The organism is Oceanobacillus saliphilus, assembly GCF_023522835.1.
In the GTDB taxonomy this organism is placed as follows: Bacteria; Bacillota; Bacilli; order Bacillales; family Amphibacillaceae; genus Oceanobacillus; species Oceanobacillus saliphilus.
In genome coordinates this window covers 75,646-88,879 of the sequence record NZ_JALCZU010000007.1, presented here as the reverse complement: position 1 = coordinate 88,879, position 13,234 = coordinate 75,646, and the positions used below count along the sequence as shown (strand labels likewise).

Genomic DNA, 13,234 nt, shown 5'->3' with positions numbered 1-13,234 from the left:
ATCTCCTCTTCATAACTTAAATTCCATCGAGAGTGCATCGATAAATCTTGGGACAAAAGTGCCTGATCCGGATACATCCTGATGATTCGCTGCATGCTCTGCGGCTAATCCATAAAACTTAAGGGCGGCATGCGCCTGTGCTTGGGGTTCATCATCTGTCGTAAAGCATGCGGTTAGAATAGAACCTAATAAACATCCTGCGCCAGTCACCTTTGTTAAAATCGGATGACCTGTACGATTCCGAAGCAAATCTTTTTTTGTGCAAATCATATCGATTTCTCCTGTTATTACAGCGGTAGTATCAAAGGTTTCAGCAACTTTCAATGCAATTTCTTCTCTATTTCCATCCCCAACAGACTCAACCCCTTTTGTTTCCCAAGGAATTTGAACAAGGTGGGCGAGCTCACCAGCATTGCCCTTAATTGCTGTCGGCTTTACTTCATCTAAAATCTGCCTTACAGCTGACGTTCGAAATGGGGTTGCCGCAACACCTACCGGATCCAGGACGACAGGTATCCCTTTTTCATTTGCTGCTTTCCCAGCGAGTATCATAGCGGTGAGATCTTCAGGTGTCAATGTGCCGATATTGATTAAAACACCATTAGAAATGGAGGCCATATGACGTACTTCTTCCACAGACTTTGCCATTATAGGTGCAGCACCAAAAGCTAAGAGCCCATTGGCTGTAAAATTCATCACTACCTGATTGGTTAAATGATGAATTAATGGCGTTTTTTTTCTAACTTGTTTAATAATTTGTTCCATGTGTAAATTCTCCTTCCCGTGTTGCCCAATGATTTGTTGGACCATTACCGGATCCGAGTGGGAAGGAATATTGAATGGCAGCTGTCACAAATCGTTTTGCCTTGTCGACAGCATCGGGTAATGGTAACCCTTGACTTAAATAGGCTGTAATTGCTGCAGAATACGTACAGCCAGTTCCATGTGTATTTTTGGTTTCTATCCTTTTTGCAGAGAAAGTGTGCATCACGGAACCATCAAAGAGGAGGTCGACTGCTTCACCTGTCAAATGACCGCCTTTTACAAGGGCGGCTCCAGCTCCAAATTTTTTAACGATAAGTTCTGCAGCTTGTTTCATATCATCAACAGTTTCAATCGTCTCTCCAGTCAGATATTCAGCCTCTGGAATATTAGGAGTGACAATCGATGTTAATGGCAAAAGATGTTCACGTAAAAAATCACGTGCATCCTGTTCGATTAGAGCATCTCCGCTTGTTGCAACCATAACCGGATCCATGACGTAAGGGGCGTCTATCTCCTGAATTTTATTAGCTACCAACTTCATCATATCGATATTTGCTATCATTCCAGTTTTAAATGCGTGTATAGGCATATCCGAGATAATGGAATCCAGCTGTTGTTCAATCATTTTAAGTGAAACATGCTGAATGGCCTGAACGCCCGTTGTATTTTGGGCGACTACAGATGTTATGACCGACATACCGTAGCTTTTTAATTCTTGAAACGTTTTTAGGTCAGCGTGAATTCCTGCACCACCACTAGGGTCTGTACCGGCAATGGTAAGTGCGCATGATACTTGTTTCATTGATTTGACACCGTCCTTTTTGACGGCCATTCTTCGCATGTGTAAGCCATTTCCCAGAATGCTAATTCAAGCTGGCAACTTTTGCGAAATGCATCTTTTATTCGGATTTGTTCTTCCGGTGGAGCTTCGGCAGCCAGGTGATCCAACTGTTTCCGCATTTGATGTGTAGTACTGCCCGCTTCAGCATAAAATGTAATCCATTTGTAGAAAGGATGGTCTTTCTCTGGCTGATACGCTTTGACCAACCTCTCCCCAATTTCGAGGTATGTCCAGGGGCAGGGCAATAATGCACTTATCGTTTCAGCTAAAGTCCCCGTATGTGCATGATACATCATATGTTTTACATAATGATCGGCAGTAGGGGGAAGAGGATGACCTTGAAGTTCATCATAACCAACCCCAATATAATCACAGAAATTATGATGCGGGTGAATCTCGTCATGTAAAATAAATTGAATCCGTTCATGGAAATAGCGAATATCTTCCCGCTTTGAAGATTTCGAGAGGGCCACGCCATAAATTTGCATAAATGCATTTAAATATTCGAAATCAGCTTTAACATAGTGTTCCACTGCTTTATGTGGAAGTTTTCCTTTACTTGAACAAATGGATGATCAAAAATCATTTCAAAAATATCTTCGTTTTCTTCTCTTAAAACATCTGTAAAAGTCATTGAATAGCCTCCTAATTAAATACGTGATAGATTTTCAGTTTTAATTCGTGAAATGATAAACCAACCTATGAATCCTCCGGTTATACTGCTTACAAGGAATCCCGGAAGGAAGGCAAATGCACCGACTGAGGTTCCCATAAATAGTTGAGCAAAAGGTACAGCAAACAATGATCCGATTATTCCGGATCCAAATGATTCACCAATGACAGCTCCTGAATTTTTGCCAAACTTTTTATACAAATAGCCCGCAAAAAAAGCACCGATCATTCCACCTGGAAATGCCAATATCGTTCCAATCCCGAGCATATTTCGAAGCAAGCCAATCATAAAGGCAATGGCTACAGCAGGACCGGGGCCAAGCATGACAGCTGCCATTACATTGACCGCATGCTGAACAGGATATGCCCTTGCGATACCTGTTGGAAACCACAATAATTGTGCCCCGATTGTTCCAATTGCAACAAAAACCGCCATCGTTGTTAACAAACGCGTTCGATTCAAAATTTCTTCCCCTCCTTTAAAGAAATGCACAAAAAAGCCAGATCCACAATGGACCTGGCTTGATAAGCTGAAAATAGAATAGACGTAATGTCCGACTACTTCCCTCCGCTGGTATTAACCAGATCAGGTCCATAAGAGTCGGAAAGTGTCTACATGCTTTCCTCTCAGCCCACACTATTTGGGCACCCCTAGTAGTTTTGCGATATGAAATTGTTAACGCTTCTAAGTAAGCATAACAAAAGAAATGTTGTTTGTCACTTAATTAAAGTTAATATTTAGAATGTTGTTCGTTGTAAAGGTGCAAGGATACCTAATCAAACGTTTGATTAGTTGTTAGGAAATAACTCGTATTGCTATGTGAACGCCTACCTTAATAGGAATCAACCCTTGAATTTGGAGAGGTTTATTGTGTTCTGTTCTTTTTGTTTTTATGACTGAAACTTTTTAGTGTGACGAGTTGACAAACAAACAGTATGATGGAGGAGTGGATGGATTTATATTGCTCAGCGTATTGAGGCAGTTGGAAAAAGGGATAGATAATAAAAAAAGTTGGAATGGAACGTTTTTCACGTTACCCATCCAACCTGTTTATGGAGCATAGCGGGCTCGAACCGCTGACCTCTTCGCTGCCAGCGAAGCGCTCTCCCAGCTGAGCTAATGCCCCGTCCTTTAAATTATAGACGTTTATGACCCATTTTTCAAGCCCTAATAAATGTGGTATATAATGGTATTGAATGTTTAAGGAGGAGTAAGTAATAACTCGCCTAGAACACTCGTGACTTTTGTATAATATAATGGAAGGAGGTGACTTTTTTGACTTCGAGCGATGATCGATTATTTGCGATGTTAATATATGTGCTAAGTTTTCCTTTTCCAATACTTGGACCATTACTGATTTGGCTTCTAAAGCGGGAAGACTCTGAATTCGTCGATTACCATGGGAAAGAATATTTTAACTTCTTTGTATCTTACTTTATTTTCGGAGCGATAGCTTCTATCTTAGTAATTTTAGTAGTTGGCATTATTTTATTGATCATAATAGGTATCATGGCGTTTGTCTTAACGATAATTGCGGCAGTTAAGTCTTATCAGGGAGAGAGGTACAGGTTCCCATTTATTTTCCACTTTATAAAGTAAGAGGCCTTCTCGGTTCTCTTATTTTTTATTAAACTCGCCAAGAACACCGTTACTTTAGTCAGGAGAAATAATAGTGTTCTCATAAAACCAAAAAAGCTAACTGGTTTTCAAAACTAGTTAGCTTTATTATTCAGAAGTTTATTTTACAATCAGTACGGGACAATTTGCCCGTTTAGCTACCTTATGACTTACACTACCAAGCATAAATTCCTGTAATCCATTCAGTCCTCTACTTCCAATAATGACTACATCTGTTTTATTTTCATTTGCATATTCTACAATGGTAGGACCGGGTTCACCATGTAATATTTTTATTTCGTAAGATACTCCTGCATCCTTTGCCAGTCTCTCAGCATTTTTGAGTTGTTTCATTCGTGAATCATTTACATCGAAAGAATTCCAATTATTGATTACATCAGATTTAGCCTTGCTGGCGTCTATCACATAAACAACATCAACTTTGGATCCAGTCGTGCATTTAGCTATATGGATTGCATTCTCCAATGCTCGTTTTGAATGTTCTGATCCATCTGTAGCAAGTAAGATATTTTTATACACGTTTATTCCCCCCATTAATGTGGTCCCAGTTTATTTCGTAACTTACCCACCAATTCGGTATTTGCCTCATTCATTCCTTTTACTGCTACCTGTTTACCGCTTTCTCTAAACCTAGTTACAATTTTCTGTACTGCAATAAACACCGAATCATCCCAAATATGGGAGTGGCTTAAGTTTATCTCCACTTCTTCAATACCGTCTTCTTCGTAATTAAATTTAGGGAGCAATTCCGTAACAGATGCAAAAAATAGTTCTCCTTGAATCACATATATTCTTTTATTTCCTTCGACAGCACTTTCCGCATAGACGCGGGATATTTTGGTTAATATGATCCCCGTAAAAACGCCTATCGCTAAATTAGGATTCTCCAACAAAATGCTGCAGCTGTGGTAGAAATATCATGATGGATGGCTAAAGCATTTACAAATCCGACCATAACGGAGCGCGGAATAAACTTCATATACCTTGCTAATTTAAATATACCGTATATAACTTGAATTATACCTGTTAATATCGTTGCAGCCAATAAATATTGAAGTCCGCTAAAGTAATTACCTGAGGTTTGGTTTATATAAGAGGATCAACTGATTTGTTAACAATCTCTCAAAGTTAGTAAAATTTACAATTAAATACAGGAAGGTTAATGTTCCTATATTCGAGTTAAAAAGAAAGATTGTTGTATGGAGAAGATTAGTAACCTTATAGTAAAAGGTTCAAATATAGTACATGGGACTTATTAACCCTTTTTGTTATTTTCTAGTTCGAATGGTCCGAATTTACAATAAATTTACATGTGCTACATGGTTTCCCTCTTGTATCTATGACATATTTAAGGGAGAGTTGGTGCGGATTTTGGCTTAAAATCACGTATCTGGTCTAAATATTCTTAACCAAATGGAGGGTACCAATGAAGAAGATAGCTTTTAAAAAGGCAGTCAGTATGTTTCTTATTGTTGCAATGATTTTTATGAATTTTACACCTGTATTTTCTTTATCTGTAGCAGCGGAAACAAATGATGTAACCGCAGAGGATTTATTTATTTCGGAGTATATTGAAGGAAGTTCTTTTAATAAGGCCATTGAAATTTATAACGGTACGGGAAGTGAGGTTGAGCTATCAGCGTATTCGTTAGCGTTATACAGTAATGGAGCTTCTTCAGCAAGTCAGACACTGGCGCTTACTGGCACACTTCAACATGGTGATGTACTTGTGCTGGCAAATAGTAATGCTGACTCTAGAATACTCGCTCAAACAGATATCATGAATAATTCAGTGATTAATTTTAATGGAGACGACGCAGTTACTTTATCTAAAAACGACAACGTAATTGACGTTTTTGGTGTAATTGGTGAGAGATGGGACTTCGGTACGGACGTAACTCTAGTAAGGCAACCATCCGTTACAGCACCTTCTGAAACATATGACGTAGAACAATGGATTGAATATGCAAAGGATACATTCGCATACTTAGGCAGTCATACAATGGATGGTGTTGAGCCAACTCATCCACCAGAAGAGCCAGGTGAACCTTTAGAACCTGGTGAAGCATATACCATTGGTGAAGCTCGAGATTTAAGTGATGGAACAGTAGTAACTGTTGAAGGAATTGTAACAGCGGATAATGCTGCAATCAGTAATGGCAACCAGTTCACAACATACATACAGGATGATACTGGTGGCATTAATCTATTTTCATACACACAAGGTGAACTGCCTGACCTTACAAAAGGTGATCGTGTACAAGTTATTGGTGAACTGGCAACCTATAGGGGTTTAAAAGAAGTTATTCCTGCTGAAATTGAAGTATTGGAAACAGGACAAGCATTGCCAGAGGCGAAGCAAATTACGCTTGAAGACCTCCAAGATCCAATTGTCGCGGAATCCTATGAAGGACAGTTGGTACAATTGAATGGATTTATTAATCATATTCCAGGGAGCCCTGCCGGTGGTGGATATAATGTATCCTTGGTCGATGCTGATTTTAATGGAACAATATTGCGTGTAATGGAGAATGCACTCGACATGAACCAAGTGGAATCGAATTTATGGTATGACATTACAGCTATCGTAAGCCAATACGATGATTATCAGCTGATTCCGACAGAACAGGCTGATTTGCAAGTAGCGGCTGAGCAACCGGAAGCTCCAACTGCAGCAGGATACTATGAAGCTACTGTTGACAGAGTAACAGATGGGGATACTATAAGAATTGCTGATCCGGTTTTCGGAGAAACAAGAGTTCGTTTTCTGAATATGGATACTGCTGAGACGTATACAGCAAAAAATAAAGATCCCGAAAGACAGGAAATAAATGAGAACCAAAAATATTATGGTGATTTAGCGACAGATCATATAAGCGAACTAATCGAGGCTGGAGATGAAATTTATTTGAAAATCGGTGATGAGCCGACAGATGATTATGGAAGGATTTTAGCCGAGATTATCCGTAAAGATGATGGCCTAAATATTAACCTGGAAATGGTTGCGGCGGGTTACGCAGCAACGTACTTCCTCGCACCAATTGATGAGGAGGCATATCCTGTTTACCAGGAGGCTGTAAAAGAAGCTAAGGAAGCAGGGCTTGGAATCTGGAACCCTGAAGATCCATTATTGGAATTACCATTTGCCTTCCGCGCGAATGATGATCAAAAAGGGTTCTTAAGATATGTTGGTAATTCTGACACAATGGAATATGTGGAGCCAAATGAATGGGAAGATGTTCCTGTTGAGAAAAGAATCTTCTTCTCCAGTGCTGAAGAGGCCGAATCCTATGGGTATACTCCAGTTGGAGAAGGAACTCCAGATGAAAATATGCTTGAGGTACAGTTATTAAGCATGAACGATTTGCACGGTAAAATTGATCAGGAATATATGCTTGATTTGAATGGGGATGGAATTTCGGATATGTATGGCCGAATGGATTATACTGCTGCGGCAATAAAAGAACGTGAGCAGGAGAATCCCAATACGTTAATTGTACATGCAGGTGATATGATTGGAGGAAGCTCTCCAATCTCCGGGTTGTTGCAGGATGAGCCAACTGTTGAAATTATGGAAGAAATCGGATTTGATGTTGGTACAGTTGGAAATCATGAATTTGATGAAGGACTGGATGAATTACTGCGTATGATTGAAGGTGGAGAACATCCGGAAGGCAAAGGTACAGAAGGCTACGATGGCATGAACTTCCCAGTACTTTGTGCAAATTGTGTTTATGAAGATACAGGGGAGCTGTTCCTCGATCCATATACAATAGAAGATGTTGATGGTGAGAAAATCGGTTTTATAGGTGTAAACACACAAACAACGGTAAATATGGTGATGCCATCTTCATTGGAAAATATTGCATTTACTGATGAAGCAGAAGCAGTAAATGATGCTGTTGAGCAATTGACAGCACAGGGTGTTGAGGCAATTATCGTACTTGCACATATGCCAGCTTACCAGTCAGGTGATGAAGCCTCAGGTGAAGCTGCAGATTTGGCTAGAGCAGTAGATGATGCAGTAGATGTTATTTTTGCAGCCCATAATCATGCTGTTAATAATGTGGTAGTTGATAATAAACTTATCGTTCAGGCATCCGAATATGGAAAAGCTTTCGCTGACGTTGATCTGGTCATTGACCGCACTACAGGTGATATTGTGGAAAAAGAAGCTGAAATCGTATTTGTGAAGCAAAGTGATTATACTCCTGATGAAGCGGTGGCAGGGATTCTTGAGAAGTATGCCGAAGAAATTGCGCCAATTATAAATGAAGTGGTTGGTTTCAATGCTCAGGATCTTACTGGTAGCTATACAAATGATGGTGATCACGGCCTTGGTAACCTAATTGCAGATGGCATGAATTGGGCAATGGATAGTGATTTCGCAATGATGAATGGTGGTGGAATCAGGGATGATTTACTAGCAGGTGAAATTACCTGGGGTGAATTATATAATATCCAACCATTTGGTAATACATTAATGACTTTTGAAATTAAAGGTGCAGACCTTTATCCAATTATTAATGAACAGTTACATCCAGTCTATGGACCGGATTATAGTATTAGTGGCTTCCACTATACGTGGAATCCGGAGCTGAATGAAGCAGTGACTATAACATTTCCAGATGGGACACCGATTGATGAAAATGCGACATACACGTTGGTCGTCAATAATTATATGGGAACATCAGAGGGGCCAATTAAAGATCTCGGACAAAATCCAACGATGGGACCAGAAGATGTTACTGCAACAGTTGAATTTGTGAAAAGTCTGAACAGCTCGGAATCCAATCCAATTGTATATGGTTCTGAGGGCAGAATCGCACAAACGGATGAGCTTCCCGGTGAGCCTGGGGAGGAAGTGCAACCAGTAATCGATATTACACCCTCAAAAAATAATGGAACAGCCACTGTTCATACAAAGGATTTGACTACTGTTGAACAAGGTGCATATGTATCAATTGATATTTATAACGAGAAAAAACCAAGATCTCTACTGCTCAATAAAAATCAGGTAGATATACTAAAAGAAAAAGAAGTGACATTAACCGTTACAAATGGTGCGGATTCAGTGACGTTTGAAATGGTGGATGTACAAAGCAAAGTTCTCAAAATCAGTCTGGAAAATTAATCAATAAAGGGCTCGGTCCGCTATCATGGGCCGGGTCCTTTGGTTTCTTTTACAATTTTATCCCGCAAGTTGACCCCACTGAGTGGAGTTTCCATTATTGGTAGTTATTAGGATTTAACCGTCTTGGTTAGGTCCTTTTTTATCTTGTAGTTTACATGTATGACTAATTTACATTATATTGTAACTATGTCAAAAAAGAATGCTTCATGAACGACCAGTACCTGAGGAGGTTTTTTATATGGATAAACCCGATATCAATCAGGATGATTACCGATTTAAAATAGCAAATAGAGAAGCACTTATTGGAATAGGGTTAGTTCTGTTTAATTTTGTCTGGTGGTATGGGTTCGCATATGGATTGGGAACCAAAGATCCATCCGATTATACGTATGTGCTTGGACTGCCATCATGGTTTTTTTACAGCTGTGTCTTAGGTTTTATCGTTATGATTATATTGATCGCAGTTGTGTTGAAGTTATTTTTTATAGATATACCATTAGAAGATGATGAGGAGATTTAAGAGGTTATGAATTGGCAAGCTATTTTCCCTTTATTATTATTTTTGATTATTATTTTTGCAGTTGGGATATGGGCTGGAAAATACGTAAAATCGACAAATTCATTTCTACAGGAATATTTCCTTGGAGGACGGAGCCTTGGTGGATTTGTACTAGCAATGACGATGGTAACCACTTATGGAAGTGCCAGCAGCTTCCTGAGTGGTCCGGGAACGGCTTATAATCAGGGGCTTGGCTGGGTTCTTCTATCGATGTCTCAGTTAACAACAGGCTATTTTGTCCTCATGATATTAGGTAAGAAATTTGCCATTGTTACACGTAAATACAAGGCTGTTACGATTGTTGATTTTTTAAAAGAACGATATCAATCCAAATGGGTTGTAATCTTGTCTTCTGCCAGTATTTTATTATTTCTTTTTTCCGCTATGTCTGCACAATGGATAGGTGGGAGCCGGTTAATACAATCACTGACAGGTTTTTCCTATATGACAGCATTGTTCATCTTTTCCATATCGGTAATCGTATATGTTGTTATAGGAGGATTCCGCGCGGTGGCTATAACTGACACACTTCAAGGAGTTGTAATGTTCCTCGGAACGTTAGTCTTATTGATTGCGTTGATTATAGCTGGGGGAGGGGTTCCTTCCATTATTGCAGATCTTGCAGAAGAAAATCCTAATTTAATAACACCGTTTGGATCAAATGGTGATTTAACTCCAGCCTATGTTTCCTCTTTCTGGGTATTGGTCGGTGTAGGGGTAGTAGCGCTTCCCCAAATTGCTGTCCGTGCGATGTCCTATAAAAATTCCAAATCGATGCATCGGGGGATTCTTATTAGTACCATCGTAGTTGGATTTATTATGCTGAATATGCACTTAATCGGTGTCTTTGCAAGACCTGTAATGCCTGGTGTGGAAATTGGGGATACTGTTATGCCTCTCGTCGCACAGCAAGTATTGCCGAACTGGCTTGCGGGGATAATATTGGCAGCACCGATGGCAGCCATCATGACAACCGTGAATTCGTTGTTGTTATTGGTTAGTTCAACGATCGTAAAGGATATTTATTTAAATTATATCGAACCCCAAGCTCGGGAAAGCAGAGTAAAAGGGCTAAGTATGTGGATTACCGGTATACTTGGAATAATAGTCATTGTCATGTCACTGAACCCTCCAGATTTAATTATTTGGCTGAATCTATTTTCAATGGGTGGTCTCGAGGCTACATTTATTTGGCCGATTGTGATGGGGCTCTATTGGAAAAAAGGGAATAAGTACGGGGCGATTGCTTCCATGCTAACAGGTGTTTCCAGTTATATCCTTTTTGAATATTTTTACCCGCAGCCATTTGGTATGCATTCTGTAGTTACCTCCATTATATTGGCGTTTATTGCTTATGTTGGGTTTAGTTTGGCCTCTGGGAAAAGCATTGCTGCAACTACAGGAAGATAATTAGGAAAGGAACCAATTTCTTATCGGAATGGTTCCTTATTTTTTTGGTATTTATGTTAAATCTATAGAACTGATAATGGGAAATATTATCTCAGGCAACCGCTCTGGGGAATACACTGCGCATTTTCGCGGGCGGCTGGTGAGCCAACTTGCGCTAAAGCGCTGCGCTGACTCACCGATGCCTCTGCTCCCGCAGAAGTCTCCGTGTATTCCCCAGAGCTGATTAGAAGGTTGCTGCCAATTAATACAGATGTAATAGTTAATGATTAAGGAAGAATTTTGTCGCTTGTTATAAAAGTTCTGAATACGCTTTAAAGTTCATCTCAAATCAACGGTTGTTCTTGCTTAGAATTCTTTTTTTGAATCCAAGCTCTCGAGAACTGCTTCTGAGCACTCCAAATCCGACTCCACCGCCCGTGAACGTGAACCGTAAATGTATTTCCTAGAGCGGTCGCTTATGTCGCAGTTCACATATATTGTGCTATGCCAAAAAGAAAGCTGATAGAGTTTTAACTCAATCAGCTTCTGTTTGTCGCTTGTGTCATTTGGTGCCAAACGGAACCTTTTGCTTCTTCTCCGCCTTTAATCCGTTCCAAAGCAAGTTTTATTTGCATCCGAACCTCGAATTCTGGATCATCAGCTGCAGCCTCCAATGCTGGAATTGCTGTTTCATCTCCCGCTTCAAATAAAAACATAGCTGCTCTCCAACGTACGATTCGACTCGGGTCAGACAACGACTCGACCATCTTTGGCATTGCTTCTTTAAATCCGAGGTCGGAAATGCAATCCCCGGCTGTACGTCTTACATTAACAGCCTTATCCTGTAATGCTTTATATAAATATGGAAGTACTTCCGGTTCTTCGATCATTCCTAAATATGCGGTTGCCAGCCTTCTGATTGATGATTTTTCATCCTTCAACGCCTTATCTAGCAGTGGTAAGTCGTCAAAAGAAGGGTCGAGTCTGTCAAGTGCCGCATAGCGCTTCTTCCAATCAGGGTGATCGAGTGTTTCAAGTGTAATGCTTTTCTTAGCTTGTCTTAAATTAGAATCAGAGCTGTGTTCGTTTTCAAATGCCAGTTTAACCAACATATCCAACCGATCTTGGTCATAACTGGCGGACAGTTCCTCTACAACATCTGAGCCAATTTCATCCATAGAGCCATAGCGTGGATGCACCTCGATCCATTTTCTGTCCATGATTACATTGGGTGAGGAAGGGGAAGCTTTGATGACTGCCTCTGTGAAAAGCTCAGGTAGTCCAAAGCGCTTCTCTTCATCGCCATCATCCAATTTGACTTGCATTGGTATGCCGCGAAACATTTGCACAAAGACTTTAACTTCTCCAAAGGCATCTTCCGTTTTGGGATTAGCCTTTAGGGAAGCATTTTCCGTTTCCACTTCAGCGCCTAAAACTTCACGTACTTTTGGTAGCAGTTCTTCCCATGGAGTCTTAGGATTTCGGGCCAAGGCGATAAAATCAACAACCCTGTATATATTTTTGACTCCTTCAATTTCAAAAAGCTGTTTTACATATTCCGGAGCATTTTCTAAGTCGTCTTTTTCGTTAAAATTATAGTTCTCACCAGCTGGTAATTCCTCATTTACGTTTATTTTCATGGAATGTGGACTTGGTGTTGGTTCAATCGATACAATTTTCATCATCTATACCTCCGTACCTCATCTATTCATCTGCAAGCTTATCAGCAAAAGCTTTCATATATGGTGGGAGATCAGGTGGACGGCGGCTTGACACAATATGACCATCAACTACAACTGCTTCATCGCTCCATTTTGCACCAGCATTAGTCATATCATCTTTAATGCCAGGTGTACTGGTTACTTTTTTACCTCGTAAAATATCCGCAGATATCAGTACCCAGCCTGCGTGGCAAATTTGTCCGATTGGTTTTTTTGCCTCATCCATCGACTTAATGAATTGAATTACTTCGGGATAGCGCCTTAATTTGTCCGGTGCCCAACCGCCGGGGACAAGTATTGCATCATAGTCATCTGCTTTTATATTGGTAAAAGCATATGCTGATTCCGCAGGGACACCATATTTTCCAATGTATGTTTTGTTTGCTTCTTTTCCTACCAGGTCAACCTGTGCCCCTTCTTCCTGCAGACGTAAAATGGGATACCAGAGCTCCAGATCTTCAAAGTCATTTTCAACCAATGCAATAACCTTTTTATCTTGCAGTCGCATGCAAAT

At 40.1% G+C, this 13,234-nt stretch carries 13 protein-coding genes, 1 tRNA gene, 1 pseudogene and 1 riboswitch; of the genes and pseudogenes, 4 read left to right on the top strand and 11 right to left on the bottom strand.

Features of this window, described 5'->3' with window-relative positions; all coding sequences use genetic code 11:
* Positions 1-9: 9 nt before the first annotated feature.
* The 6 genes from thiM to MN204_RS12630 all read right to left on the bottom strand — a co-directional run bounded on the left by thiM (position 10) and on the right by MN204_RS12630 (position 3,405).
* Positions 10-765, bottom strand: coding sequence for a hydroxyethylthiazole kinase (gene thiM, locus MN204_RS12650; protein ID WP_249871450.1), 756 nt, complete (start codon positions 763-765; stop codon positions 10-12).
* Positions 749-1,567, bottom strand: coding sequence for a bifunctional hydroxymethylpyrimidine kinase/phosphomethylpyrimidine kinase (gene thiD, locus MN204_RS12645; RefSeq protein WP_249871449.1), 819 nt, complete (start codon positions 1,565-1,567; stop codon positions 749-751). Before thiD ends, thiM begins: the two co-directional genes overlap by 17 nt.
* Positions 1,564-2,139, bottom strand: coding sequence for a thiaminase II (tenA, locus tag MN204_RS12640; RefSeq protein ID WP_368858666.1), 576 nt, complete (start codon positions 2,137-2,139; stop codon positions 1,564-1,566). The genes thiD and tenA overlap by 4 nt, the downstream gene beginning before the upstream one ends.
* The gene (locus MN204_RS21300) at positions 2,103-2,240 is read right to left on the bottom strand and encodes a hypothetical protein (protein WP_306798698.1); all 138 of its coding nucleotides are present in this window, start codon (positions 2,238-2,240) and stop codon (positions 2,103-2,105) included. The genes tenA and MN204_RS21300 overlap by 37 nt, the downstream gene beginning before the upstream one ends.
* Positions 2,241-2,255: 15 nt before the next feature.
* Positions 2,256-2,741 (bottom strand): energy coupling factor transporter S component ThiW, encoded by a 486-nt coding sequence (thiW, locus tag MN204_RS12635; RefSeq protein ID WP_249871448.1) that lies wholly within the window; start codon positions 2,739-2,741, stop codon positions 2,256-2,258.
* 83 nt (positions 2,742-2,824) lie between these two features.
* Positions 2,825-2,941, bottom strand: a riboswitch (TPP riboswitch).
* Positions 2,942-3,332: 391 nt separating this feature from the next.
* A tRNA-Ala gene (locus tag MN204_RS12630) sits at positions 3,333-3,405 on the bottom strand.
* A gap of 149 nt (positions 3,406-3,554) precedes the next feature.
* Here MN204_RS12630 and MN204_RS12625 point away from each other — a divergent pair.
* On the top strand, positions 3,555-3,878 hold the full coding sequence (locus MN204_RS12625) for a DUF4870 domain-containing protein (protein ID WP_249871447.1): 324 nt from the start codon (positions 3,555-3,557) through the stop codon (positions 3,876-3,878).
* Between the two features lie 138 nt (positions 3,879-4,016).
* On the opposite strand, the gene MN204_RS12620 is transcribed toward MN204_RS12625, so the two are convergent.
* The 3 genes and pseudogenes from MN204_RS12620 to MN204_RS12610 all read right to left on the bottom strand — a co-directional run.
* Entirely contained in the window at positions 4,017-4,436 is a 420-nt protein-coding gene (locus MN204_RS12620; protein WP_249871446.1) for a universal stress protein, read from the bottom strand.
* Positions 4,437-4,450: 14 nt separating this feature from the next.
* On the bottom strand, positions 4,451-4,807 hold the full coding sequence (locus MN204_RS12615; protein ID WP_249871445.1) for an STAS domain-containing protein: 357 nt from the start codon (positions 4,805-4,807) through the stop codon (positions 4,451-4,453).
* A gap of 35 nt (positions 4,808-4,842) precedes the next feature.
* Positions 4,843-4,977 (bottom strand): annotated as a pseudogene (locus MN204_RS12610) (SulP family inorganic anion transporter); the annotation flags it as partial.
* Positions 4,978-5,343: 366 nt separating this feature from the next.
* Between MN204_RS12610 and MN204_RS12605 the strand changes: the two are divergent.
* The 3 genes from MN204_RS12605 to panF all read left to right on the top strand — a co-directional run bounded on the left by MN204_RS12605 (position 5,344) and on the right by panF (position 11,020).
* The gene (locus MN204_RS12605) at positions 5,344-9,051 is read left to right on the top strand and encodes a 5'-nucleotidase C-terminal domain-containing protein (RefSeq protein ID WP_249871443.1); all 3,708 of its coding nucleotides are present in this window, start codon (positions 5,344-5,346) and stop codon (positions 9,049-9,051) included.
* A gap of 238 nt (positions 9,052-9,289) precedes the next feature.
* Complete coding sequence (locus MN204_RS12600; protein WP_249871442.1) at positions 9,290-9,571, top strand: YhdT family protein; 282 nt, start codon at positions 9,290-9,292, stop codon at positions 9,569-9,571.
* A 6-nt stretch (positions 9,572-9,577) separates the two neighbouring features.
* Positions 9,578-11,020, top strand: a complete 1,443-nt coding sequence (gene panF, locus MN204_RS12595; RefSeq protein ID WP_249871441.1) for a sodium/pantothenate symporter — start codon at positions 9,578-9,580, stop codon at positions 11,018-11,020.
* A gap of 518 nt (positions 11,021-11,538) precedes the next feature.
* On the opposite strand, the gene MN204_RS12590 is transcribed toward panF, so the two are convergent.
* Together MN204_RS12590 and MN204_RS12585 are read right to left on the bottom strand one after the other, a co-directional pair.
* Positions 11,539-12,681, bottom strand: a complete 1,143-nt coding sequence (locus tag MN204_RS12590) for a conserved virulence factor C family protein (protein WP_249871580.1) — start codon at positions 12,679-12,681, stop codon at positions 11,539-11,541.
* A gap of 22 nt (positions 12,682-12,703) precedes the next feature.
* On the bottom strand, positions 12,704-13,228 hold the full coding sequence (locus tag MN204_RS12585; RefSeq protein ID WP_249871440.1) for a type 1 glutamine amidotransferase domain-containing protein: 525 nt from the start codon (positions 13,226-13,228) through the stop codon (positions 12,704-12,706).
* Positions 13,229-13,234 lie beyond the last annotated feature (6 nt).

What these genes read in the sequence shown, in the direction of transcription:
- MN204_RS12585 (WP_249871440.1), bottom strand. Translation starts at nt 13,228, where the DNA reads ATGCGACTGCAAGATAAAAAGGTTATTGCATTGGTTGAAAATGACTTT.
- MN204_RS12605 (WP_249871443.1), top strand. Translation starts at nt 5,344, where the DNA reads ATGAAGAAGATAGCTTTTAAAAAGGCAGTCAGTATGTTTCTTATTGTT.
- thiM (WP_249871450.1), bottom strand. Translation starts at nt 765, where the DNA reads ATGGAACAAATTATTAAACAAGTTAGAAAAAAAACGCCATTAATTCAT.
- panF (WP_249871441.1), top strand. Translation starts at nt 9,578, where the DNA reads ATGAATTGGCAAGCTATTTTCCCTTTATTATTATTTTTGATTATTATT.
- MN204_RS21300 (WP_306798698.1), bottom strand. Translation starts at nt 2,240, where the DNA reads ATGACTTTTACAGATGTTTTAAGAGAAGAAAACGAAGATATTTTTGAA.
- MN204_RS12600 (WP_249871442.1), top strand. Translation starts at nt 9,290, where the DNA reads ATGGATAAACCCGATATCAATCAGGATGATTACCGATTTAAAATAGCA.
- MN204_RS12590 (WP_249871580.1), bottom strand. Translation starts at nt 12,681, where the DNA reads ATGAAAATTGTATCGATTGAACCAACACCAAGTCCACATTCCATGAAA.
- thiD (WP_249871449.1), bottom strand. Translation starts at nt 1,567, where the DNA reads ATGAAACAAGTATCATGCGCACTTACCATTGCCGGTACAGACCCTAGT.